Origin of the sequence: Streptomyces sp. NPDC014870 (genome assembly GCF_043081505.1) — a bacterium.
In the GTDB taxonomy this organism is placed as follows: domain Bacteria; phylum Actinomycetota; class Actinomycetes; order Streptomycetales; family Streptomycetaceae; genus Streptomyces.
The window spans coordinates 123432-147262 of the sequence record NZ_JBIBWQ010000016.1 but is presented as its reverse complement, the minus strand read 5'-3'; the positions used below and the strand labels follow the sequence as shown (position 1 = coordinate 147262).

Annotated in this window: 19 protein-coding genes and 1 tRNA gene; 9 read left to right on the top strand and 11 right to left on the bottom strand. The window is 70.9% G+C overall.

The window, feature by feature from the left end:
* The first annotated feature begins 11 nt into the window (after nucleotides 1-11).
* On the top strand, nucleotides 12-977 hold the full coding sequence (locus tag ACF09C_RS36600; RefSeq protein WP_392097907.1) for a helix-turn-helix transcriptional regulator: 966 nt from the start codon (nucleotides 12-14) through the stop codon (nucleotides 975-977).
* 82 nt (nucleotides 978-1059) lie between these two features.
* On the opposite strand, the gene ACF09C_RS36595 is transcribed toward ACF09C_RS36600, so the two are convergent.
* Nucleotides 1060-2067, bottom strand: a complete 1008-nt coding sequence (locus ACF09C_RS36595) for an RNA polymerase sigma factor RpoD/SigA (RefSeq protein WP_392097905.1) — start codon at nucleotides 2065-2067, stop codon at nucleotides 1060-1062.
* 147 nt (nucleotides 2068-2214) lie between these two features.
* Here ACF09C_RS36595 and ACF09C_RS36590 point away from each other — a divergent pair, with 147 nt between their 5' ends.
* A complete protein-coding gene (locus ACF09C_RS36590) occupies nucleotides 2215-2745 on the top strand; it encodes a GNAT family N-acetyltransferase (protein ID WP_392097903.1) in 531 nt (176 codons plus the stop codon).
* Nucleotides 2746-2780: 35 nt separating this feature from the next.
* Here the strand turns inward: ACF09C_RS36590 and ACF09C_RS36585 are convergent, their stop codons facing one another.
* Nucleotides 2781-3569 carry a dioxygenase gene (locus tag ACF09C_RS36585; protein ID WP_392097901.1) on the bottom strand — a complete coding sequence of 263 codons (789 nt, stop codon included), beginning with the start codon at nucleotides 3567-3569 and terminating at the stop codon, nucleotides 2781-2783.
* 130 nt (nucleotides 3570-3699) lie between these two features.
* On the opposite strand from ACF09C_RS36585, the gene ACF09C_RS36580 reads away from it, so the two are divergent.
* Nucleotides 3700-4212: a MarR family winged helix-turn-helix transcriptional regulator gene (locus ACF09C_RS36580; RefSeq protein ID WP_392097899.1), complete on the top strand. Its 513-nt coding sequence runs from the start codon at nucleotides 3700-3702 to the stop codon at nucleotides 4210-4212.
* Between the two features lie 37 nt (nucleotides 4213-4249).
* Here ACF09C_RS36580 and ACF09C_RS36575 read toward each other — a convergent pair whose 3' ends face one another.
* Nucleotides 4250-5767 (bottom strand): MFS transporter, encoded by a 1518-nt coding sequence (locus tag ACF09C_RS36575; protein WP_392097897.1) that lies wholly within the window; start codon nucleotides 5765-5767, stop codon nucleotides 4250-4252.
* 122 nt (nucleotides 5768-5889) lie between these two features.
* Nucleotides 5890-6564 (bottom strand): TetR/AcrR family transcriptional regulator, encoded by a 675-nt coding sequence (locus ACF09C_RS36570; RefSeq protein WP_392097896.1) that lies wholly within the window; start codon nucleotides 6562-6564, stop codon nucleotides 5890-5892.
* Between the two features lie 297 nt (nucleotides 6565-6861).
* On the opposite strand from ACF09C_RS36570, the gene ACF09C_RS36565 reads away from it, so the two are divergent.
* Nucleotides 6862-8136 carry a M6 family metalloprotease domain-containing protein gene (locus tag ACF09C_RS36565; RefSeq protein WP_392097895.1) on the top strand — a complete coding sequence of 425 codons (1275 nt, stop codon included), beginning with the start codon at nucleotides 6862-6864 and terminating at the stop codon, nucleotides 8134-8136.
* A gap of 49 nt (nucleotides 8137-8185) precedes the next feature.
* Here ACF09C_RS36565 and ACF09C_RS36560 read toward each other — a convergent pair whose 3' ends face one another.
* The gene (locus ACF09C_RS36560) at nucleotides 8186-9817 is read right to left on the bottom strand and encodes a class I adenylate-forming enzyme family protein (RefSeq protein WP_392097894.1); all 1632 of its coding nucleotides are present in this window, start codon (nucleotides 9815-9817) and stop codon (nucleotides 8186-8188) included.
* A 191-nt stretch (nucleotides 9818-10008) separates the two neighbouring features.
* On the opposite strand from ACF09C_RS36560, the gene ACF09C_RS36555 reads away from it, so the two are divergent.
* Nucleotides 10009-10081: transfer RNA gene (locus tag ACF09C_RS36555), tRNA-Arg, on the top strand.
* Between the two features lie 1263 nt (nucleotides 10082-11344).
* On the opposite strand, the gene ACF09C_RS36550 is transcribed toward ACF09C_RS36555, so the two are convergent.
* The 5 genes from ACF09C_RS36550 to ACF09C_RS36530 all read right to left on the bottom strand — a co-directional run bounded on the left by ACF09C_RS36550 (nucleotide 11345) and on the right by ACF09C_RS36530 (nucleotide 19459).
* Nucleotides 11345-12964, bottom strand: a complete 1620-nt coding sequence (locus ACF09C_RS36550; protein WP_392097893.1) for a cation acetate symporter — start codon at nucleotides 12962-12964, stop codon at nucleotides 11345-11347.
* Complete coding sequence (locus tag ACF09C_RS36545; RefSeq protein WP_392097891.1) at nucleotides 12961-13557, bottom strand: DUF485 domain-containing protein; 597 nt, start codon at nucleotides 13555-13557, stop codon at nucleotides 12961-12963. Before ACF09C_RS36545 ends, ACF09C_RS36550 begins: the two co-directional genes overlap by 4 nt.
* 264 nt (nucleotides 13558-13821) lie before the next feature.
* The gene (locus tag ACF09C_RS36540; RefSeq protein ID WP_392097889.1) at nucleotides 13822-14931 is read right to left on the bottom strand and encodes a Kelch repeat-containing protein; all 1110 of its coding nucleotides are present in this window, start codon (nucleotides 14929-14931) and stop codon (nucleotides 13822-13824) included.
* Between the two features lie 145 nt (nucleotides 14932-15076).
* The gene (locus ACF09C_RS36535; RefSeq protein WP_392097887.1) at nucleotides 15077-16948 is read right to left on the bottom strand and encodes an MFS transporter; all 1872 of its coding nucleotides are present in this window, start codon (nucleotides 16946-16948) and stop codon (nucleotides 15077-15079) included.
* Nucleotides 16949-17053: 105 nt separating this feature from the next.
* Entirely contained in the window at nucleotides 17054-19459 is a 2406-nt protein-coding gene (locus ACF09C_RS36530; RefSeq protein WP_392097885.1) for a D-alanyl-D-alanine carboxypeptidase family protein, read from the bottom strand.
* Between the two features lie 162 nt (nucleotides 19460-19621).
* Here ACF09C_RS36530 and ACF09C_RS36525 point away from each other — a divergent pair, with 162 nt between their 5' ends.
* The 3 genes from ACF09C_RS36525 to ACF09C_RS36515 all read left to right on the top strand — a co-directional run bounded on the left by ACF09C_RS36525 (nucleotide 19622) and on the right by ACF09C_RS36515 (nucleotide 21876).
* Nucleotides 19622-20332 carry a GPP34 family phosphoprotein gene (locus ACF09C_RS36525; RefSeq protein WP_392097883.1) on the top strand — a complete coding sequence of 237 codons (711 nt, stop codon included), beginning with the start codon at nucleotides 19622-19624 and terminating at the stop codon, nucleotides 20330-20332.
* Between the two features lie 251 nt (nucleotides 20333-20583).
* The gene (locus ACF09C_RS36520) at nucleotides 20584-21444 is read left to right on the top strand and encodes a helix-turn-helix transcriptional regulator (protein WP_362013063.1); all 861 of its coding nucleotides are present in this window, start codon (nucleotides 20584-20586) and stop codon (nucleotides 21442-21444) included.
* Between the two features lie 231 nt (nucleotides 21445-21675).
* Nucleotides 21676-21876: a DUF397 domain-containing protein gene (locus ACF09C_RS36515; RefSeq protein ID WP_137988782.1), complete on the top strand. Its 201-nt coding sequence runs from the start codon at nucleotides 21676-21678 to the stop codon at nucleotides 21874-21876.
* Between the two features lie 87 nt (nucleotides 21877-21963).
* On the opposite strand, the gene ACF09C_RS36510 is transcribed toward ACF09C_RS36515, so the two are convergent.
* Entirely contained in the window at nucleotides 21964-22809 is an 846-nt protein-coding gene (locus tag ACF09C_RS36510; RefSeq protein WP_392097881.1) for a hypothetical protein, read from the bottom strand.
* Nucleotides 22810-22891: 82 nt separating this feature from the next.
* Here ACF09C_RS36510 and ACF09C_RS36505 point away from each other — a divergent pair, with 82 nt between their 5' ends.
* On the top strand, nucleotides 22892-23674 hold the full coding sequence (locus ACF09C_RS36505; protein WP_392097879.1) for an SDR family oxidoreductase: 783 nt from the start codon (nucleotides 22892-22894) through the stop codon (nucleotides 23672-23674).
* The last annotated feature ends 157 nt before the right edge of the window (nucleotides 23675-23831 follow it).

Genomic DNA, 23831 nt, shown 5'->3' with positions numbered 1-23831 from the left:
TCCTTGAACACATGACGGACACTCCGGCACGGCTGCTGAATCTGCTCTCGCTGCTCCAGACCCCGCGCGAATGGCCGGGCAGCGAACTCGCCGAACGGCTCTCGGTCTCCGCGCGGACGATCCGCCGGGACATCGACCGGCTGCGTGAGCTCGGCTATCCGGTGGAGGCGACGAAGGGCGCGGTGGGCGGGTACCGCCTGGTCGCCGGTACGGCCATGCCCCCGCTGCTCCTCGACGACGAGGAGGCGGTCGCGATCGCCGTGGGGCTGCGGGCGGGCGCAGGGCACGCCATCGAGGGCGTGGAGGAGGCGTCGGTACGGGCGCTCGCCAAGCTGGAACAGGTGCTGCCGTCCCGGCTGCGGCACCGGGTCTCCACCCTGCAGCACGCGACGATCCCGCTGACGCGCGGGGACGGGGCGACGGTCGCCCCGTCGACCCTGACGGCGCTCGCGGGCGCGGTGACGGGGCAGGAGCGGCTGCGGTTCGGCTACCGGGCGGGCGACGGGACGGAGTCCCGGCGGCAGGTCGAGCCGTACCGGCTGGTGTCGACGGGGCGGCGGTGGTACCTCGTGGCGTACGACCTGGAGCGCGAGGACTGGCGTACGTTCCGGGTGGACCGGGTGTCGGAACCGTTCCCGACGGGGGCGCGGTTCGCGCCGAGGGAGCTGCCGGAGGGCGGGGCGGCCGGGCTCATGAACCGGTCGATGGCCCGGGCCCAGCCGGAACTGGACCTCGACGTCACCTTCGAGGCCCCCGCCGCGTTCGTGGCGGGCCGTCTGCCGTCGCATCTGGCGCCGACGGAGACGGGCCCGACGACGTGCCGGGTCCGCACACGGACGGTGGACTCGACGGAGTGGCTCGCCCTCCGTCTGGCCCTCGTGGACGCACCGTTCACGATCCACGGCCCGCCGGCCCTGCTGACGTACACGAAGGACCTGGGGGAACGGCTGAGCGCGGCGTCGACGGCCCGCGCCTGACCGTCGCCCGGCTGCGACACCACGGGCGTGACGCGCTCGCAGGGCCAGGGCGCTCGGCCCCGGCCCTGGTCCGCCGGCCGCTCTAGGCCACCGCGTCGAAGCCCGTGTCGCGGGCCATCTTCTTCAGTTCCAGGAGCGCGTGCTTCTCGATCTGGCGGATGCGCTCGCGCGTGAGGCCGTGCTCCTTGCCGACCTCCGTGAGCGTGCGCTCGCGGCCGTCCTCGATGCCGTAGCGCATACGGATGATCGAGGCCGTGCGGTGGTCGAGCTTGTCGATCAGGTCGTCGAGCTCCTCACTGCGCAGCAGGGTCAGGACGGACTGCTCGGGCGACACCGCGGAGGTGTCCTCCAGGAGGTCGCCGAACTGCGTCTCGCCCTCGTCGTCCACCGACATGTTCAGCGAGACCGGGTCACGGGCCCAGTCCAGGACGTCCACGACGCGCTCGGGCGTCGAGCCCAGCTCCGCCGCGACCTCGGCCGGCTCCGGCTCCCGACCGTTCTCCCGGTTGAACTCTCGCTGCACGCGCCGGATCCGGCCCAGCTCCTCCACCAGGTGGACGGGGAGCCGGATCGTGCGCGACTGGTCGGCTATGGACCGCGTGATGGCCTGGCGGATCCACCACGTGGCGTACGTCGAGAACTTGAAGCCCTTGGCGTAGTCGAACTTCTCGACCGCGCGCACCAGGCCCGCGTTCCCCTCCTGGATCAGGTCGAGCAGCGGGAGACCGCTGCGCGGGTAGCGCCGCGCGACCGCGACGACAAGGCGCAGGTTCGACTTGATGAAGAGGTCCTTGGCACGCTCGCCCGCCTCGTAGAGCGCTTCGAGCTCCTCGCGGGACGCGCCGCCCGCCTCGCTCTCGACCTCACCGTCGAGGATCTGCCGGGCGTACACGCCCGCCTCGATCGTCTGGGAGAGCTCGACCTCCTTGGCGGCGTCGAGCAGGGGTGTGCGCGCGATCTCGTCGAGGTACATGCCGACCAGGTCGCGGTCGGCGATCTCCCCGCCCACGGCGCGAACGCTGCTTGCCCGGCTCTTGCCGCTACCGCTGGTGGCGGAGGACTGACGACGGGCGACGGCACGGGTTGCCATGCGTGCTCCCTTGCTGAGTAGGTCGCGACACCCTTTCGGGTGCCCTGCATCCGACGGAAACAACGACTGGAATCAGGACAGAATTCCCACCCGACGCATCGATTTTCGCGATCATGCAGTACCCTGTGCCGCCACCGAGGGGGATCGATGGCATTCGCACGCACAGAGGTGCAGGTCAGGCCGGGCACGGAGGGTGACCTGGCCGCGCTCACGGAGCTGTACAACCACTACGTCCGTGAGACGAGCATCACCTTCGACACCGAACCCTTCACCCCGGAGCGGCGACGCCCCTGGCTCCGCTCCCACCCTGAAGACGGCCCGCATCGCCTTCTGGTTGCGTGCGATGTCCAGAATGAGACGAAAAACCGAATTCTCGGGTATGCAACCAGCAGCACGTTCCGCCCGAAGCCCGCGTACGCCACCTCCGTCGAGGTCAGCGCCTACGTCTTCCCCGACGCCGCCGGACGCGGCATCGGCACGCTCCTCTACGAGCGGCTCTTCACGGCCCTCGCCGCCGAGGACGTCCACCGCGCGTACGCCGGGATCGCCCTGCCCAACGCCCCCTCGATCCGCCTCCACACCCGGTTCGGCTTCCGGCACGTCGGCACACACGAGGAGGTCGGCCGGAAGTTCGGGCGGTACTGGGACGTCGCCTGGTACGAGAAGCGGCTTCGGTGACCCGACGACCCCGCCCAGTCGCTCAGCTCAGTCGCTCAGCCGAACTGGACCGAGCGCTTCGCCAGCCCCATCCAGAACCCGTCGATCACGCTCCGGCCGGCGTCCAGGTCCCCGGTCGCCTCCGCCGCGCCCAGGGTGACGAAGAGCGGCGCGAAATGCTCCGTACGCGGATGCGCCAGGCGCCCGGCCGGGGACTTGTGCTCGAAGTCCAGGAGCGCGTCGACGTCCCGCGCCTCCAGCGCGTGGCGGCCCCAGTCGTCGAACTCCGCCGACCAGCCGGGCACCCCCGCCCCGGTGTGCCGCAGCGCGGCCAGGTTGTGGGTGAAGAAGCCGCTGCCGACGATCAGCACGCCCTCGTCGCGCAGCGGCGCGAGCCGCCGGCCGATCTCCATCAGCTTCCGGGGGTCGAGCGTGGGCAGCGAGATCTGGAGCACCGGCAGGTCGGCCTCCGGGAACATCTCCACCAGCGGCACGTACGCACCGTGGTCGAGCCCCCGGTCGGGGATGTCCTGCACCGGGGTGCCCGGCCCGTGCAGCAGCTTGCGGACCGAGGCGGCGAGTTCGGGCGCGCCCGGGGCGTCGTACCGCACGCGGTAGTAGTGCTCGGGGAAGCCCCAGAAGTCATGGACGAGCGGGACGGTCTCGGTCGCGCCGAGGGCGAGCGGGGCCTCCTCCCAGTGGGCGGAGACCATCAGGATCGCCTTCGGCCTGGGCAGTCCCGCGGACCAGGCGGCGAGCTCACCGGGCCAGACGGGGTCGTCGGCGAGCGGTGGGGCACCGTGCGAGAGATAGAGGGCGGGCATCCGTTCCAGCGTGGCGTCCATGATGACGACCGCCTCCCGAAGGTGAAGAGAGTGGGACGAGAGGAAGTTCCGAAACTTCTTGAAACTTCAAGCGTAGGGCTCTCCACGAGAGTAAGCCCATATAGTTCAACTTTCAAGAACGAGTCGTACGATGGATCCCATGACCACCGCACCCGAAGACGCGCCCCGCTGGCTCAGTGACGAGGAACAGTGCGTCTGGCGCGCGTACCGCCACGCCACCACCCTCCTCGAGGACCATCTCGACCGCCAGCTGCAGCGCGACGCCGGGATGCCGCACATCTACTACGGCCTGCTCGTCCAGCTCTCCCAGGCGCCCCGGCGGCGGCTGCGGATGACCGAACTGGCCAAGGACGCCAAGATCACCCGCTCCCGGCTCTCGCACGCCGTCGCGCGCCTCGAGAAGAACGGCTGGGTGGTGCGCCAGGACTGCCCCTCCGACAAGCGCGGCCAGTTCGCGCACCTCACGGACGAGGGGTTCGAGGTGCTGAGGCGGACGGCGCCCGGTCACGTCGACGCCGTACGGCAGGCCATGTTCGACCGGCTCAGCGCGGAGCAGGTGACCCAGCTCGGCGAGATCATGAAGGTCATGGCGGAGGGACTCCAGCCGACCGGCCCGGACGCGGACCTGCCCTGGCTCCGCTGAGCGGAACCAGGGCAGGCGCGGGAATCGACGGGGTGCGTCAGTGCGCGATGACGGGGATCTTCACCTCGTCCTCGGCACCCTCGCCGGAACCGGAACCCGAACCGGCGACCGGCCCGGTCTCCGGCTTCCCGGTGTTGATGAGGGTGAAGGCGATCGTGGCCGCGACGACCAGGATGCCGACGGCCCACCAGATGGCGGCCGCGTAGCCCTCGACCATGCCCTGGAGCTGGAGCAGCTTCTGGGCGCCCTGCGTGGTCGCGCCGGCCGCGTGGTCGGCGATGTACGCGGTCGTCGCCGAGGCGGCGATCGTGTTGAGCAGAGCCGTACCGATGGCGCCGCCGACCTGCTGCGAGGTGTTGACCATCGCGGAGGCCACACCGGCGTCCCGCGGGTCGACCCCGTGCGTGGCGAGCGACATGGCCGGCATGAACGCCGTACCCATGCCGAGGCCGAGCAGCAGCTGCGCGGGCAGGATCAGACCGGCGTAGGAGGTGCCGATCTCCAGCTGGGTGAGGAGCAGCATGCCGACGCCCGCGGTCAGGAAGCCCGGGCCCATCAGCCAGCGCGGGGGAACCCGCATCATCAGCCGCGTACCGATCTGGGTCGAGCCCACGATCATGCCCGCGATCATCGGGAGGAAGGCGAAGCCCGTCTTGACCGGCGAGTACCCCTTCACGACCTGGAGGTAGTACGTCAGGAAGAGGAACAGGCCGAACATCGCGATGATGGCCAGACCCAGCGAGAGGTACACGCCACCGCGGTTCCGCTCGGTCAGGACGCGCAGGGGCAGCAGCGGGGACTTGACCTTCGCCTCGGTGAGGACGAAGGCGGCGAGCAGCACGGCGGAGGCGACGAACATGCCGATCGTCGTGGCGTCCGACCAGCCCTCGGACTCGGCGCGGGTGAAGCCGTAGACGAGCGCGACCAGGCCGAGGGTGGAGAGGACCACGCCCGGGATGTCGAGCGGCGAGCGGTTGCGGCCGGCGGCCGGCTCACGGATCACGAAGTAAGCGCCGACGGCGGCGACGATCGCGAACGGGATGTTGACGAAGAAGGTCCAGCGCCAGTTCAGGTACTCGGTGAGGAAACCGCCGAGGATCAGGCCCACGGCGCCACCGCCACCGGCGATCGCACCGTAGATGCCGAAGGCCTTGGCGCGCTCCTTGGCGTCGGTGAACATCACCGCGAGCAGGGAGAGTGCGGCGGGCGCGAGCAGCGCGCCGAAGGCGCCCTGGAGCGCGCGGGCACCGAGCATCATGGCCTCGCCGGTCGCGGCACCGCCGAGGGCGGAGGCGGCGGCGAAGCCGATCAGACCGACGACGAAGGTGCGCTTACGGCCCCACAGGTCGGCGATGCGGCCGCCGAAGAGCAGCAGACCGCCGAAGGCGAGGGCGTAGGCCGTAATGACCCACTGCCGGTTGCCGTCCGATATCCCCAGGTCCTGCTGGGCGGAGGGCAGCGCGATGTTCACGATCGTCGCGTCGAGCACGACCATCAGCTGGGCGAGGGCGATGAAGACCAGCGCTTTCCAGCGCCGGGGATCTGTTTCGGACATGGGGGTAGCCACCTCGTGGTACGTAAAGGAAAAAATGGGATGTATGTGGGTGGCCCGTCAGAGGAGTGACGGACACGGCTCTGCGGCCTTCAGGCCACGGTCACAGGACGGTCAGCTCGGGCTCACGACTGGTCGAAGTCGCCCCTCAGATCCTCCAGAGTGGCGGCCGAGCCGGGCAGTACGGAGCGCGCGGGCGCTTCGAGACCGTCCAGGAACAGCTGCAGATGGCGGCGGACGAAACGGTCCATGTTCGGGCAGGCGGTCCCCGGCAGCGGGCGGGTGAGCTGGGAGACGGCCACCATCAGGTCCCCGACGCCGACGTCGGTGCGGAGCCTGCCCGCGCCGTGCGCCCGGTCGACGATCGCCTGGACTGCCTCTTCCAACTCCTCGCGTCCGGCTAGCAGTTCGGGGTGGTGCTTGTCGAAGGCGCCGTCGAGGATCGGGCACAGGGCCCCGATGCGCTCGTCGGCGGCGGCGTGGACGAAGCGGCGCAGCGCCTCAAAGGCGTCGACCTCGCCCGCGTCGACGGCCTCGACACCTTCCCGCGCCAGGTCGGTGGTGCGGGCGGTGACGGAGAGGACGACCTCGCGGACGAGGACGTCCCGCTCGGGGAAATTCCGGTAGAGGGTGGCGTTGCCGACGCCCGCGCGGCGCGCGACCTCGTCCAGCGGCACCTGAGGGCCGAACTCGACGAACATCTCACGGGCCGCGGTGACGATCCGCTCGCGGTTGCGCACGGCGTCCGCCCGGGGGCGGGGTACGCGGCGAGCGGGCGCGGTGCCGGCTTCGGCGGTCATGCCACGTCTCCTTCCAGAACTCTCGGACTCTCGAACTCTCGAACCTTTTGGATCCGGACTCTCGGATCCTCGGCCCTGCGAGTTGCGATCCGGGGAACGAGTCCCCACTTCTTCGAACACAGGCGTAAACGGGGAGGGAGTCCCCGGTTATTTCCAGCCATGAATGTGACCTGCATCACACCTCTCGTCCCTGCCGCGCGTACCCACGATCGGGCCACCCGACGCGCGCCCCCGGAGCTCTCGACACAGGCTGTCGAACAGCAGCGCTGATCAGACGCCGACCCGAGAGGCGACCGCATGCAGCAGACCCGCCGGCGCATACGCAGACCCGTCGTCCTCGCGGCGGCAGCGTCCCTCACGCTCGCCGCCCTCGCCTCGGCCAGCACCACGCTGCCCGGACCAGCCCCCGCCTCGGCGGGACCGGTGGCCTCCGCGCCCGGGGACGTCACGGCGCTCGGGCCGTGCAGGATCGCGACGACGATGGGTGTGCAGATGTCGGAGGGGATGCCCACGGCCCCCGGTTACGCCCGCTCCACGGGCCGGGTCAGGGCCCTCAACCTGATGGTCGACTTCCCCGACGCGGAGGGCGAGGGCACGGCCCTCGAACGGTACGACGAGTTCTTCCCGAAGACCGCCGAGTGGTTCAGCACCAGCTCGTACGGGCGCCTGCACTACCAACCGGAGGCCCCGATACCCGAGTGGCTGCGGATGCCGCGGCCGTTCTCCTCGTACGGGATAGAGCGCGGCTCACCGTACGAACCGGGCTACCGCGGGCTCGTCGAGGACATCGTGAAGACCGCGGACCCGAAGGTGGACTTCAGCGCGTACGACCTGGTCAACATCCTGGTCACGCCGAACGCCGGGCCCTCGGCCCTGGACACGGTCCTGTCCGTCACCTTCTCCGGGAACGACGAGGCGCCGTACGCCGACGGCGTCCCGCTCTCCAACACCTCGTTCGTCTACAGCCGCCAGGACGACGGCTCGGGGACGTACGACGAGACCGGTTACCGCGTGCTGCCGCACGAGAACGGCCATGTCTTCGGCCTGCCCGACCTCTACACCGTGGACGGCGGGGGCACCGTCGGGCACTGGGACATCATGTCCGAGGACTGGGGGGCCAACAACGACCTGCTGGGCTGGCACAAGTGGAAGCTGGGCTGGCTGGACAACGGCCAGGTCCGCTGCGCGGCGCTGCCCGGGGCTCACGACTACGCGCTGACCCCGCTGGCGACGGCCGGCGGCCCGAAGCTCGCGTTCGTACCGCTCTCCGAGAAGTCGGGGTACGCGGTCGAGGTCCGCACCCGGGAGGGGAACGACGAGGCGGTCTGCGAGGAGGGCGTCCTGATCTACCGGGTCGAGTCGGACGTCGACACCGGCCACGGACCGGTGACGGTCTCCGACAGCGACAGGGAGAGCGGCGGCTGCACGCGCCGCCCGAACGTCCACGCGGAGCTGTCGGACGCGCCGTACCGGCCGGGAGAGACGTTCACCGACCGGACGAACGGCATCCGGATCTCGGTGCTCGGCGAGGAGGCGGGAGGCACGTACCGCGTAAGGATCACGCGCGCCTGACGAAGCCGACCTCAGGTCGCCGCCCCCGCAAGCTCGCCCTCACCTCAGCTCACCTCACCGCCAGCTCGTCCCTCAACTCCCGCTTGAGCACCTTCCCGGTGGCGTTCCGGGGCAGCTCGGTGTGGCGCACGTGGACGTGGGCGGGCACCTTGAAGGCGGCGAGCCGCCCTCCGACGTACGCCCTGAGCACCTCGGCGCCGACGCCCGCGCCCTCCCTCAGGCGCACGACGGCGGCGACCTCCTCCCCGAGGGTCGGGTGCGGCACACCGAGCACGGCGGCGTCGAGGACGTCGGGGTGTTCGTGGAGCACGGCCTCGACCTCGACGCAGTACACGTTCTCGCCGCCCCTGATCACCATGTCCTTGAGCCGGTCGACGACCGTGACGCGCCCGTCGTGGAGCCGGACGAGGTCGCCGGTGCGGAACCAGCCGTCCCCGGTGAAGGCGGCCCGGGTGGCGGCCTCGTCGCCCCAGTAGCCGCGGACCAGGGACTGGCCGCGCAGCAGCAGCTCCCCCACCCCCTCGGCGTCGGGCCGGTCGACACGGACCTCGGTGGCGGGGCTCGGCCGGCCGAGGCCGAGCGGATGGGCGCGGTACTCGGCGCCGAACGTCGCGAAGACGCCGCCGCAGGTCTCGGTGAGCCCGTAACCGTTGCGGGGCTCGATGCGCTCGCCGTACGCGGCCGTCAGCCGGGCTACGAGCTCCGGCGGCGCGGCGGCGCCACCGGTGTTGAACATCGTGAGGCTCTCCAGCGGATCACCGGTCCGCTCGGCGAGGTCGAGCAGCTGGAGGGCGGTGGTGGGCACCCCGGAGTAATGGGTGACGCGATGGCGCCGAATCAGCTCAAGCGCCTCCTCGGCGTCCCACTTCCGCATCAGCACGAGGGTCCCGCCGACGGCCATGACGGAGTAGAAGGACGTGAAGGCGGCAACGTGGAAGAACGGGAACGTGGTGAGCGAGACCGGAGCGGGCCCGTGCCCGGGCACGGTGCCGCGCCCGAGGGCGGAGGCGGCGGCGAAGTACCGCGGGTTCATCGCGGCCCCGGCCTGCGCGAGGTGGGTGGCGACGGCGCCCTTGGGACGGCCGGTGGTGCCGGAGGTGTAGATGAGCGTGGCGTCGTGCTCGGGCAGGACGTCGACGGGCGGCGGCCCGAGCAGCGAGTCGGTGTCGCGCACGTACGCCTGGAACCCGTCCGTGGCCTCCCCGTGAAAGACGATCCCGGGCACGCGGTTCCGCACAGCCCACCCCCGCACCCGCTCCAACCGCTCCCCGTCGACAAGGAGGACGCGGGGCGTGCAGTCGTCGAGGGCGTACGCGCACTCCTCCTCGGTCCACCAGGCGTTGAGGGGTACGGCGACGAGGCCGGCGAGCTGGGCGGCCCAGAAGGCGATCTGCCACTCGGGGTGGTTGCGCATGGCGACGACGGCCCGGTCACCGGGGCGCAGCCCGTACTGGTCGACGAGGGTGCGGGCGAGACCGCAGGCGGCGTCGAAGAACGCGCGGTAGCTCAGCACCCCGTCCTCGGAGACCAGGAACGGCCGGTCCCCGTACGCCCAGGTGGCCTCGACGAACTCGCGCAGCGTGCGCGGCCCCTCCACATACACACCGTCCTCGACGGCGAAGGGCCCCCCGGGCGCGGCCAGCCGGGCGGCGACCGAGTCGCCTTCGTCGAGCTGACCCACGGTCGCCCCTCTCTAAGCACTCGCTCAGTCCCCGCCCGACGCTATGCCCGCCCTCCCGAGCCCGTCAAACACCCGCGGCCCCCGCACTCCACGATCAATGGTGGCGACCTCCCCAACCCCATCCGCTAGGCTGTCAGCGGTCAGCCGACCTCCAGGGCCCCAGGCCCGAACAGGAACGCCGACCCGTGCACGCCTTCGTAGCTCAGGGGATAGAGCACCGCTCTCCTAAAGCGGGTGTCGCAGGTTCGAATCCTGCCGGGGGCACACCAAGAAGGGCCAGCTCAGGGGAACACTCCCCCGATGCTGGCCCTTCGCCATGATCACGGCCGTGCCACCTACGTGCCAGAAGGCGGCGAATCGACTCCCTCCCGTGCCTGGCGGATCATCTCCCCGAGCTTCCCCGCGATGTGCTGATCACGGTCGCTCGTCATGTGCTGATAGATCCGCGGCCCTGGTCGTGCTGTGCCCCATCCGCGTCATGAGCTCCCGCGTACTGGCCCGGGCACTGGACGCCAGGGTGTTCCCGGTGTGGCGGAGGTCGTGAAAGTGCACGCTCTCGGGGACGCCGGCCTTGGGCGGGCAGTAGTCCAGTCATCCCGGAAGTTGCTCCGCCGCAGGAGGCCTCCGCGCGGTCCCTGGAACACGTGGGCGTCCTGCCCGGTACCGGAGAAGTGCTCCAGGTGGTGCGCGAGATCTGAGACGAGTTCGGCAGGGAAGGCGACCGGCCGGACGCCGGCGGCGGACAGGTCGAGGTCCGGCGACGCAGCGAGGCCAGCTCGCCGAACCGGAGCGTGGTGAAGGCCGAGAGGAGGACCAGGAGTCGGTAGCGCGGCTGGATGGCGTCGGCCACCGCGTCCACCTCGTCCACCTCGGCCACCCCGTCCACCCCGTCCACCCCGTCCACCTCGTCCACGGTCAGGATGGGGCGCTCGGTCACGTCGTAGCGAGGCGCCTGGTTCGGGTTTGGCCTGTGAACCACAGCAGCTCCAAGGCCGGGGCGCCTCGCGAGCCTGGCTTGCCGCCCTACCAGGTAGTTCTAGCCGTCAGGACTGTGACCGCAGCACGGACGCTGGATCGCGCTCGCAGGCCTCGCCATCGCCACGTTCGAATGTCAGGCCTACGCCCTGACGGGCTCGCTCCGTTACGGTTCGCGGCATGAGCAGCGCACCTCCTACCTGTCCCGAGTGCAGCGGGCCCATGGCGTTCGGCGGATTCGTGCTCTGTGGGCGGGAGGACGATGGCAAGCGGACGTGCCGTCTGCTGTGGGAGTGCGCCGGCCGCCATGTGTGGTGGCACTGGGCCGATCGACCGGACGAACCGTTGGAGATCTGTCCGATGCCTGAGCTGTTTCGCTGACATCCAGCGCTGACATCAACGGGCGTGGACAGCCCCAACTGCACGTGCAGTTGGAGTCCGCCGGACGGCACGTAGATCGACGCCCTAAAGCGGGTGTCGCAGGTTCGAATCCTGCCGGGGTACATGCGAAAGGGCACCTAGCTGCGTTGCCAGGTGCCCTTCGCATGTGCGTCAGGGCGTGGAGGTGTTGTTCGCTGCGGGGGTGCCGGCCAGGATCGCTTCTTCGACGGCTTCGTACCGCGTGCGCTGGTCGGCCGGGTCGCGTTCGTTGAGCACCGTGCCGAGCCAGCCCGCGAGGAAGCCCAGCGGGGCCGAGAGGATGCCCGACGTGGTGAACGGGAACCAGTTGAAGTCCTGGTCCGGGAAGATCGCCTGGGGTGATCCGGACACCAGGTTGCTGCCGGTCATGAGGAGGAACGCGGAGGCGCTGCCCACGATGAGGGTGCAGAGCAGTCCCGTACGGGAGTAGCGGCGCCAGAAGAGGCTGTAGATGAGGGCCGGTGCGACCGCGGACGCGCCGATGCAGAACGACAGGGTGAGCAGTGCCTGAAGGTTCAGGTGCCGTGCGCCGGCGGCGATCGCGATCGCCACGAGCCCGACGCCCGCCGCGGCGGTCCGGGCGATGGCCATCTCCGCCGAGCCCTTCAGTCGCGCCTTGCGGCGCAGCCCGTGCGTGATGAGGTCGTGCGCCAGGGTGTTGGCGCAGGCGAGGGTGATCCCGGCGACCGAGGCCAGCAGGGTGAGGAAGATGGCGGTCGCCACGGCCGTGAACAGCAGTGTCTCGACCGTCGTCTGGTCCGTGCCCATGACGGCCTGGCTGACCATGAGGAACGCCGTCTTGCCCTGCGGGTCGCCGGCGACGATCCCCTGGTGGCCGACGATCGCCGCCGCGCCGAAGCCGATGACGGCGATCAGCAGACAGGTCACGACGACGGTCGACACGGCCCAGGACATCGAGCGCCGCACGGCTGCCGCGCTGCGCGCGGTGAACATGCGCATGGTGATCTGCGGCAGCACCGCGGCACCGAGCACGACTGTCAACTGAGTGCTGATCATGTCGAGTTCGTTGCCGCCGAACTGCAGACCGGAGGCGAGATAGGCGTCTCCCGCCCCGCTGCCGCGCTTGGCGGCGTCCAGCAGGGAGGGCAGGCTGAAGTCGAAGCGGTTGAGGATGAGCACGGCGATCGCGAGGGAAGCGCCGAGCAGGGCGACGGTCTTGACGATCTGGATGAAGGCGGTGCCCTTCATGCCGCCGATCGCCGCGTACGCGATCATCAGCAGGCCCAGGAACACGATCGCGCCGGTCTTGAAGCCGTCGGAGTCGAAGCCGAGGACGACGGAGAGGAGGTCGCCGGCGCCCGCGAGCTGGAAGATCACCAGCGGCAGCAGCGCGGTCAGGGTGACCGCGGCCGTGGTGATCCGCACGGCGGGGCCGGGGAGACGCCGGGTGAAGACGTCGCCGATCGTGAACCGGCCGGCGTTACGCAGGGGTTCGGCGAGCAGGAACATCATCAGGACCAGCGAGAGCACGGTGCTCAGGGCGAGCGTGATGCCGTCGTAGCCGACGAGCGCGATGATGCCGATGGTGCCGAGCACGGTGCCGGCGGAGATGTAGTCGCCGGCGATCGCGAGGCCGCTCTGCACGGGGGAGAGCGAGCGGTAGCCGGTGTAGAACTCGCCCAGGTCGTCACGGTCGGGGCCGGTCATCACGCACAGCAGCAGCGTGACGGTGATGACCGCGATGAACGCCATCAGCGACATGGTCTGGGCCCCGGAGCTGAAGCTGGTCATGCGCGCGCACCTCCGGAGGGCTGCTGCCACACGGGACGTCCGGGGCGGCTCGGGCGTTCCGGCCGAGGCGCCGCTGCCGCGGCCGCCTGCTCGGCGCGCTCGCGGATCGCCGCGGCGAGCGGGTCGACGCGCTTCCGCGCGATCCGCTCGTACAGCGCGATCGCGGCCAGCGCCACGGGCAGCTGGAGGAGCCCCAGGACCAGCCCCGTGGTGAGACCACCGGTGAGGGTGTCGGTCATCAGCGAGGGGGCGTAGCCGGACAGGAAGAGGAAGATGACGAAGTAGCCGAGCGCGGTGAACGTGGCGACGCGGCGGAGCCTGCGGTAGGCCGATCCGAGCCGGTCCAGATCGCCACGATCGTCGGTCGCGGCGGGCGGCTGTTGCTGTTGCTGTTGCTGCGGGGACGCGTCCCAGGGCTGCTGCGCGGAGTCCCAGCTCTGCGGCGCGGAGTCCCACGCCTGCGGGGACGCGCCCCAGGCAGCCGCCTGTGGATCGGTGCCCCAGGACTGCGCCGCCGTCTCTTGGCGGTGCCGCCCGGCATTCCGGTGCTGCGGTACGGGTGGTGGGCCGGGGAATGGCTGGTGGTACGACATCGGTCTCGCTCCTTGCCGCCCCGGGGAACGGGCGGGTGGCGCTGGTGGTCCGCGTACGTTACTCATGGGTATCGCTCTCACGTAAGGGGTTTCCGACCGCTCGGTATGTCGGTTCGGTGACGATCCTGTGCGCGTGGCGACGGAACCCGCGGTAACCCCGTCGTGGATCTTTCCGCAGGTCACGGGTGAGTCTCGGGCCCCCCTCGGGCCCTCCACGGCCGACGGCCCCCGCTCCGAAGGAGACGGGGGCCGTCGGCCGTCGAGTCACTTGAGGGTCGGGGGGTCCAGGGCTTCGAGGGCGGACGAGGGGCCGCTGCTCGCGGAGCCGCCCGAGACGTAGACGCAGGCTCCCGTGATGCCCGGCGGGCAGTGCGTGGCCGCGGCCGCGAGGAAGGAGCGGGGGGTGGGCAGCGAGGGCAGCGTCGTCCAGGTGTTGGACGACGGCTGGTACGACTCGACCTTGCCCGTGAGGCCGCCGTTCAGGCCGCCCACCGCGTAGACGCAGGTGCCGGTCTGTCCCGGCGGGCAGGGCGCCGCCACCGTGGCCAGCGTGAAGCGGGGCGTGGGGAGGGCCGCCACGGGCGTCCAGACGTTGGTGGCCGGGTTGTACGACTCCACCGTCCCGACAGGCCCGCCGGCGTTGCCGCCCACGGCGTAGACGCAGGTGCCGGTCTGTCCGCGCGGGCAGGTCGACGCGGCGGCACCCAGGCCGCCCCGCGCGAGCGGGAGCGAGGCCACCGGGCTCCAGGCGTTGGTCACCGGGTTGTACGACTCCACGGAGGCCGTGTTGCCGCCGCTCGTCGTACCGCCCACCGCGTAGACGCAGGTACCGGTCTGGCCCGCCGGGCAGGGCGCGGCCGTCGCCGCCGTGTTGTACCGGGCGACGCTCAGGGCGGCGACCGTGCTCCACGCGTTGGTGGCCGGGTTGTACGACTCCACCTTCGTCAGGCCCCCGGCGCCGCCGACGCCGCCGACCGCGTACACGCAGTACCCTTGCTGCCCCTTCGGGCAGGGTGCGGTCGCCGCGCCCAGCTGGCTCCGGGGCGTGGGCATGGGCGGCAGTGTCGACCAGGCTCCGGAGAGGCGGTTGTACGACTCGGCCGCGCCCGTGGCCCTGGTGCCGTTCGTGCCGCCGACCGTGTAGACGCAGTTGCCGCCCTGCGCGGGAGGACAGGCCGCCGTCGCCGAGGCCGGGCCGTAGCGGGCCGTGGGCATGTCGGCGAGTGTCGTCCAGATCGTCCCGTTGTTGGCTGCTGTCGCGGGCAGCGTGGCCATGACCAGACCGGCGGCCGCCACCAGCGTCGTGAAACCGAAGCGGCTCCGCCGGCTGCGGCTGCGCCGCCGGTCCGGCGGCTCGTTGGATATGCCTCGCACGTGGGGTCCTTCCGTTCGCTCGTCGGGGATGGGAATGCGCTGTGAGCGTTCCCGGGCCCGAGGGAGCGAGCAGCCGGATACTCGTGAGAAACCATCGGGTGGCCCACGGGCCCACCCCAACGGCCTACGAGCAGGGGGAAAGGAATCAGCGGAGTTCCTCCGGGCACGCCGTGCCCCTCGGGAAGAACTTGTACGGAGCCGACAGCCGGTACACGCCCGCCTTCGGGGCCACGAGCTCCGTCCACTCGTCGCCGTCCGCGTCCGCCTCCGTCCTCAGCAGGCAGCCCGACTCGTTGCGGAAGACCTTCTCCAGATCCTCCGGCGACTCCTCCCGGGCCTGCTTCGACGCCTCCGTCTCCTCCGGCGGCTCGATCTTGCCGCCGTTCTCGTCGATGAGCGCCAGCCACGGCGAGTACGGGACGCGGATCAGGACCCGGCCCGGGGTGTCGACCTCGATCACGACCTCGTTCGCGCCCGCCCTGCGCACCTTCGCCGGCGGGTCCGCCAGCGGGGTCGGGTTGTCGACTTCGTACAGCCGCCAGTTGGCGTCCGACCAGACCTGCTTCAGGTACGGCAGGCCGTTCCCGACGAGCTTCGCCTCCAGTTCGGCGCCCGAGTCCGGCGCCCCTGTCGGCAGCACCACGTAGTGCACCGCCCAGCGGTCCAGCCAGTCCTGGTAGTTCGTGGCGTTCAGGGTGTCGTCGTAGAAGAGCGGGTTGCGCTCCATGTCCGCCTGGCGGTTCCAGCCGCGCGCCAGGTTGATGTACGGGCTGAGCGCCGAGGACTCGCGGTGGCTCGACGCCGGCACGACCTCGACCCGCGCCCGCTCCGCCCCGCGCACCTGCAGCTGGTTGATCAGCGGCGCGACCTCCCGCGCCCACGACGCGTCCGGGGCCGTACGGATGACGTCGTCGACGCCCTTGAAGCCGATCCAGAAGTTCAGGCCGACGAAGGCCAGGACGATCGCGTACCACTTGCGGGAACGCGGGAGTGTGTACGGGAGGGCGGCCAGCAGGACGACGCCCGCGAAGAGCATCACCAGGCGCGAGACGTTCGAGCCGATCTGCGAGTCGATCAGCCAGGTCAGCAGCGTTCCCGCCGCGTACACCGCCGCGCCCGTCCGTACCGTGCGCCACGCGCGCGGTACGAGCGCGAAGCAGAGCACCCCGAAGAGGAACGGCAGCGCCGTCGACGCCCACGACATCGGCTGCGTACCGGAGAACGGGAACAGCCAGGAGGAGAGGGCCACCACCAGGACCGGGGCGAGGCCGAGGGCGTACGCGCCCGGCCGGCGCCGGTTGAGGAAGAGGGCCGCCGCCGCGACCCCGAGGAACAGCCCGGCGACCGGGCTGCACGCGGTCGCGATGCCCGCGAGCGGTGCGGCGACCGCCGCCTTCGCCCAGCGCTTGCGCCGCCAACGGTGCGGCCAGCAGAAGACCGCCGCGACCGCGCCCAGCGCGAACATCATGCCGAGCCCGAAGGTCACCCGCCCGGACAGCGCGTTGCACAGGAACGCGAAGACCCCCGCCAGCGAGCACGCCAGCGGATTGCGCACCGCCCGTACCCGCACCAGGATCAGCGCCGTCAGACCCGCCGACAGCGTGCCCGCGATCATCATCGTCGTACGGACGCCGAGCACCGACATCACGTACGGCGAGACGACGCTGTACGAGACCGGGTGCATCCCCCCGTACCAGGCGAGGTTGTACGCGGAGTCCGGGTGCCGGCCGACGAACTCGGCCCAGGCGTCCTGAGCCGCAAGGTCCCCGCCACTGTTCGCGAACACGAAGAACCACAGGACGTGGGTGAGTGCCGCGACACCCGTCGCGATCATGACCGGGTAGCGGCGCCGGCGGCGGCGCGGACGCCGGTCCGGTGACTGCTCCGGTGACTGCTCCGTGTGCCGTCTCGGGGTTGGGAGGTCTATCGGGAGGTCTATTCGCGGCAGGGACGAGGAGGGCGAGGACAGGCGCTTCGGCGCGCCCTCTTCGGCGCGTGTCGGCTCGGCGGTGGTCACTCGCGTCCCTCTCCCGTGCTGCTCCCGAACGGCCTTTCGCACATGTCTCGGACTCCGGAACGCTAACAGTCGGGCGCCCCGGGCAAACCGGGACGCCCTGACAGGTCAGCCCAGACGGGTCAGCTTCTTGTCGAAGCCGGGCTCGACGAGGTCCGTCTGGAGGGAGACCGGGGAGCTGACCTTGCCTGCGCCGGTGCCGATCGACACCTGGCCGACGACATCGCCCTTCTTGCCGGTGTGCGGGACGACCTTGCCGCCGTCGGTCAGCTCCAGGTCGACCTTCAGGCCCGGCCAGCCGACGGCCTTGAGCTCCTTGTCCGCGACGACCGGCGTGAGGCCGCCGAGACCGTCGTCGATGTGGCCGACGACCTGGCCCTTACGAATCACGGCGGCCGAGGTCACGTCCTTCTGGGCCTGCTGGATGAGCTTGAGGCTGTAGTCGATCGAGAGCTGGAGCTTCTCGTGCAGCACGGCCGCGTCCTTCGCCCCCATGACGATGCCGAGGATCCGGCGCTCCTTGCCGTCCACGACCGTCTTCGCGGACCAGAGCAGGTTGCCGCCGGCCGGCGTGGACGAGCCGGTCTTGATGCCGGAGACACCGGGCTCGAGCAGGATGTTGTTGTTGTTCTCGATCCGGCCCGGGAGGCCGTCCACCGTCAGGTTCGGCATGTCCACGATCTCCCGGAACACGTCGTACTGCATGACCGCCTTCGCCAGCTTCAGCTGGTCCTGCGGGGTGGAGACCGTGGTCGCGTTCAGACCGGACGGGTCCGTGTACGTCGACTGCGTCATCCCGAGGTCCTTGGCGGCGGCGTTCATCTTCTCGACGAACGCGGCCTCGGAACCGGCGTCCCAGCGGCCCAGGAGCCGCGCCACGTTGTTCGCGGACGGGATCATGAGGAGCTGGATCAGCTCCTTCTGCGTGTACGTCTGGCCTTCCTTGACCGCCGCCGTCGACTCGAACTCGGCGCCCGCCTCGTCGGCCGCCTTCTTGTCGATCGTGATCTCGGGGCCGGTCTCCTTCCCCTTGATGGGGTGGTCGCGGAGGATCACGTACGCCGTCATCGTCTTCGCCACGCTCGCGAGCGGGGCCGGCTTCTGCGCGCCGTAGGTGCCCAGCGAACCGACGCCCTCGACCTCGGCCGCGCCCTGGCCCTCGGTGGGCCACGGCATCTGCAGTTCGCCGCCCTCGAAGGTGAACGTGGGCGCGGCGGTGAGGGAGAGCGTGGCCGCCGGAAGCGGCCGCACGAACTGTACGACCGCAAAGACGATCAGCAGAAGGACCACCAGCGGCGTCCAGATCCGCACCCGCCGGAGGGTCGTGCGCATCGGCGTCGGCGCCGGGGGCGGGGTGTTGGTCAGCTCGGCCAGCAGGTCGAGCGGGGGCAGCGGCGGCATCGGCTGCTGCCTGGTCCGCTCGGCCTCGGTGAGCGAGGGCGGCGCGGGTACGGGGGCGGGCGCGGCGGAGGCGGCGGAGGCGGCCGGGGCCTGGCCCTGGGTCGGGGTCGCCTTCGCCGGCGTCCCGGGGGTCATCGGTGTGTCGGGCCGCAGCGGTACGAACGTGCTGGGGCGCTCGGGCGCGGGGGCGGTCCCGGACGCGGCCGACGGAGTCGGCGGGGTCGGCGGGAGCTTCAGGGCGGTCGTCGGCTGGTCCACGACCGGCGGACGGACCGCCTTGAACACGGTGGTCGGCTGGTCGACCGGCTCGGCGGGCGCGGGCGCGGGCTTCGGCTCGTCGGCCTCGACCTTGGCCTCCGGCTCGGCCTCCGGCTCGGCCTCCGGCTCCGGCTCCGGCTCGGGCTCCGACTTCTCCTGCGGCTCCTCCTCCTTCGCCGCGGTCGGCTTCCGCGCGGCGAACCAGGAGTCGGCGGAGTCCCGTGCGGGAGCCGCGTCGGCAGACGCCTCCTCGGAGGCCTCCACGGCCTCCGGAGCCGTCTCGTCGACCTCGGTCTCGGTCTCGGTCTCGGCCTCGGGCTCGGGCTCGGTCTCCGCCTCGACCTCGGGCTCGGTCTCCGCCGCAGGCTCGTCAGCGTCAGCGGGAGCGGGCTCGTCCTCGGCCTCGGCCTCGGCCTCCAGCTCGTCCGCCGGGGCCTCGGCGGCCTCCACGGGCTCGGAAGGCACCGACGGCTCGTCGGAGGGCTCGGAAGCCTGCGCCTCGTCGCCGGAGGCGACCCAGGCGGCCACCGCCGCCTTCAGGCGGTCGCCGCCCTCCGCCGCATCCGCCTCGGACGCCTCCTCGGCCGGCGCCTCGACCGGCTCCTCGACCCGCTCGACCCGCTCGGCCCGCTCGGCCCGCTCCTCCGCCGGAGCGTCGTCCTCCGGGGTCCTCGGTGCGAGGGTCTTGAAGACGGCCGTCGGCTGGTCGACCTGGACCGGCGACGGCGCGGGCTCGCGGAGTACGGACAGCCGGGGATCCCGGCCGCCGCCGCCCGGAGTCGTCTCCTTCGAGGACTCCTGCTGCTCCGCCTTGTCGGGGGACTCGCCCGCCACCGTGCCTCCTCCATGCGTCATGCGTACGTCCGAACCGTGTACCAGTGTCCTGTGTGAACCCCTTGGCCCCCGTGCTAGACGAGAACGACATACCTACTGGTTCCCGTACGAAGCACCCAGGCACTCTCGACAGATGAATGTGAGAGGGGTCACCCTGTGACTCATCCACGCGGGGAGGCATGGATGGGCAGGAGCCGCAGAACAATTCCGGAGGAGCTTCTGCTGCTCGCTCTGGACCCGGCCACGGGTACCACAGCGCAGCCGCAGTCGCTCGACCTCGGCCTGGCCGGAGCACAGCTAGTGGAGCTGGCTCTGGCAGGACGGATAGCCCCTGACGGGGATCGTATAGCCGTGGTGATGCCACGGCCGACCGGAGATCCGACACTGGACTCCGCACTGGAGCTGCTGCGCCGACGCGGCAGCCCGGTTCGGGCCGTCCACTGGATCGGCGGGCCCCGACTGGGGCTGCGCCAGATCTACCTCGCTCATCTGGAGCGCTGCGGCATGGTGCATGCCGTGGAGGGCCAGATGTGCGGGGTGCTGCCGACGACTCGCTACCAGGCGACGGAGACAGCCATCAGCCGGGACATCAGGGCCCGGCTGGACAGTGCGATCCGCACCGGCGTACCGCCGGACCCGCGGACCGCGGCGCTCGCCGCGCTGGCCCACGCGGTCGGTCTCGGCAAGCACCTGTACCCGGGGAACGAAGGACGGTCGTCGCGGTCCCGGCTGCGCGACCTGATCCGGCACGACCCCATGGGCGGCCTCGTGGCGCATGCCGTGATGGACGTCCAGAACGGTGTGGCCGCCCAGCCACGCCGTAGTGCGCCGAGCACGGGTGGCGTTCCCCAGCAGCCGCGTCGCGGCAGCATGGTCCGCGCCGCCGTGCACTGACCCGTTCCGGGAGCCGCAAGTCGTGTGTGGGGCGGTCGCATCGACCGCCCCACACACGCGCGACCACCCCCACACAACGACCACCGCCACACACGCGCAACCGCCCCACACGCGCACGCGCGACCGCACCACACACACGTGCGCCCGCGCACGTTGTGGTCATTTCCCAGCGCACACCACACCTTTGGTGGCAGTCTGCCAAGCAGTAGATACTCACAGCTACGCAGCAGACAGCCGGAGGTGCAGTTTCCGTGGCGTCCAACGTCAACCCCACCGTCAGGCGACGCCGTTTGGGCCAGGAGTTGCGCCGGCTCCGGGAGCAGAAGAACATGACGGCCGAGCAGGTCGCCGAGCGTCTTCTGGTGTCGCAGTCGAAGATCAGCCGCCTGGAGAACGGCCGCCGGTCGATCAGCCAGCGCGATGTCCGTGACCTCTGCGGGGTGTACGAGGTCGAGGACGAGCGCGTCGTCGAGTCGCTGATGCAAATGGCCAAGGACTCGCGCCAGCAGGGCTGGTGGCACGCCTTCGGCGACATCCCGTACAGCGTCTACATCGGTCTGGAGACGGACGCGGAGAGCCTGCGGGTGTACGAGCCGCAGATCATCCCCGGCCTGCTGCAGACCCATGGCTACGCGGAGGCCGTGATCAGCGGCGCGCTCCCGGAGTCGACGCCGACGGACATCGACAAGCGCGTCACCGTCCGCACCCGCCGCCAGGACCGGATCAAGGACGAGGAGCGTCCGCTGCGGCTCTGGGCGGTCATCGACGAGGGCGCGCTCCGTCGCGTGGTCGGCAACAAGCAGCTGATGATCCAGCAGTTGGAGCATCTGGTCGAGCAGTCGCACCTGCCGCACGTCACCGTGCAGGTGCTGCCGTTCGACATGGGGGCGCACCCGGGGATCAGCGGGCATTACGCGATCCTGGAGTTCCCGGACACGTCCGACTCGAGCGTCGTCTACATCGAGGGCGTCACGAGCGACCTGTATCTGGAGAAGGCCCAGGACGTCGCCAAGTACAGCGTGATGTACGAGCACCTGCGGGCACAGGCGCTGAATGTCGAGCAGACCCGGGAGTTCATTTCGGACATCGCCAAGTCCTACGCGGCCGGCTGATCCGGCATATCCCGATTCTCCGATTCGGGGGTGAATGCGGCCATTCGGCCGAGCCCCCCGAGGAAGAGGGCGGCACGGTACACCGCCGACTCGCTCCAATGGAAGCCCACTTGGAATATGCCATCCGGTCGGGTGAACGCCGGCCCCACGCACCGGGACCGGCGAGTAGCGTCGATCACGCCAGCACGAAGGTTGGCGCGACACACCACTGGCAGAACCGGAGTGAAGAACATGGCCATTATTCAGGGCGCTACGGACACCTGGACGAAGTCCTCCTATTCCGGCGGCAACGGGGCCTGCGTCGAAGTCAAGTCGCCCGTCGTCGCGGCGATCGCGGTCCGGGACTCCAAGGCCCCCGAGGGTCCGTCCATCGCTTTCGGCTCGGCGTCGTGGAACGCCTTCGTCGGCGAAGTGAGCAACGGGGCTCTCTGAGCCCGGGGATGAGCACCGCGCAGTTCCCGAGGAAAGAGCCCTCTCGACCGGTCCGCCGTCCTGGCCGAGGGGGCTCGGCCTATGCCCTCAGCGGAGCTCGTCCACGTACCGGTCGGTCCCCGGCACCGTCGGGATGAACGGCGCCACCAGCTCCACCCGGGCCGCGCCCCCGCCCACCGTCTCCAGGTCGGCGAAGTGCTCCGCCCAGCAGGCGCGCGGGTCGCGCTCCAGGAACCACAGCAGGGTCAGCCGGGTGTCGACCCCCTCGACCTGCTTCACATAGGTCATCCGGTCCCCCGGCAGCGGTGTCGGGCGGAAGACCGTGACCATCGCGGCCGGGGAGCCCGCGAGCCGCCTCGGCAGCTCGCGCGCGACGAGGTGTTCGAGCAGCTCCGCCCGCGCCTCGGGCCCCTCGGTGTCGACGACCTGGAGGACCAGGCCCTGGTAGGGGTGGTCGAGGGCGTGGAAGTCGCGCGGTCCCGCCGCCCCGTCGCGGTACACGGTCGCCTCGTGGTCCTGGAACGAGGTGAAGACGTGCGTACGGTCGCGGTAGACCCGGGCGTCGCGGTTGAGGCGCTTGTTGATGGCGACGGTCCACTTCATGTGCTCGTCGTAGCGGCCCTCGGTGACCCAGTACGTGGAGAGGTAGCAGCCGGCCGTGACGGGCTGGGCAACCGCGGACTTCTCCGGTCCGCGCAGTTCCTGCAGCGCCCGGGTGGCGACCCAGCGGCGGCCCGCGAACATCCAGGGCATCGCCATCGCGCCGGCGTAGTAGTGGTCGTCCTCGTACCAGCGGTTGTAGGCGTACTCGTGGCCCGGGTGCGGCTCCACCATCGTGATCAGCGCGTGGCCGGGGCGTATCCCGTACGGCCCGACCGCCGCCAGCTCCGCGTACGTCTCGGCACCGCCGGCGGTGCCCGTCTCACTGTCCATGCCCGTACCCCTTCCCTTGTCCTCTGGGGGTGCCTACTCTGACGGGTCGTCAGATCGATCGCCAGAGTCGGGAGGCACCCGGATGCTGCTCCAGGGGAAGACCGTGATCGTGTCGGGGGTCGGCGCCGGGCTCGGGCACCGGGTCGCCGAGACCGTCGTACGCGACGGGGGCAACGCGGTCCTCGGCGCCCGCACCGAGGCCAACCTCGCCAAGTCGGCGGCCGAGATCGACCCGGAGGGCCGGCACACCGCCCTGCGCGCCACCGACATCACCGACGAGGCCCAGTGCGAGGCGCTCGCCGCGCTCGCGGTGGAGCGGTTCGGCGGGATCGACGCGGTCGTCCATGTCGCCGCCTGGGACAGCTACTTCGGCGGGATCGAGGACGCCGACTTCGCCACCTGGCAGGGCGTTCTCGACGTCAACCTGCTCGGCACCCTGCGGATGACCCGGGCCTGCCTGCCGGCCCTGAAGGAGCGCGGGGGCTCGGTGGTCCTCATCGGCACGCAGTCGGCGGTGGCCGCGCCCTCGCAGGTGCGGCAGGCGGCGTACGCGGCCTCGAAGGGGGCGCTGACCTCGGCGATGTACTCGATGGCGCGGGAACTCGGCCCGCACCGGATCCGGGTCAACACCGTGCTGCCGGGCTGGATGTGGGGCCCGCCGGTCCAGGCGTACGTGACGTTCACGGCGCACACCGAGGGCGTGCCGGAGGACGAGGTGCTCGGGCGGCTCACCGAGCGGATGGCGCTGCCGGAGCTGGCGACGGACGGGGACGTGGCGGAGGCGGCGGCCTTCCTCGCCTCCGACCGGGCGCGGGCGATCACGGGCCAGTCGCTGCTGGTCAACGCCGGCGAGCTGATGCGGTAGCGCCGGACCACGGCACGAGGGCGGCGCAGGGGCCGCACGGGACGCGAGGGCGTACCGTGCGGCCCTTTTTGACCCCATCCGCATTCAGAGATGTGAACACAGGTCAACAAGAAGAACGATTTTGCTTTCTCTTGACCCTCCCGCGCGTTGTCGTCCG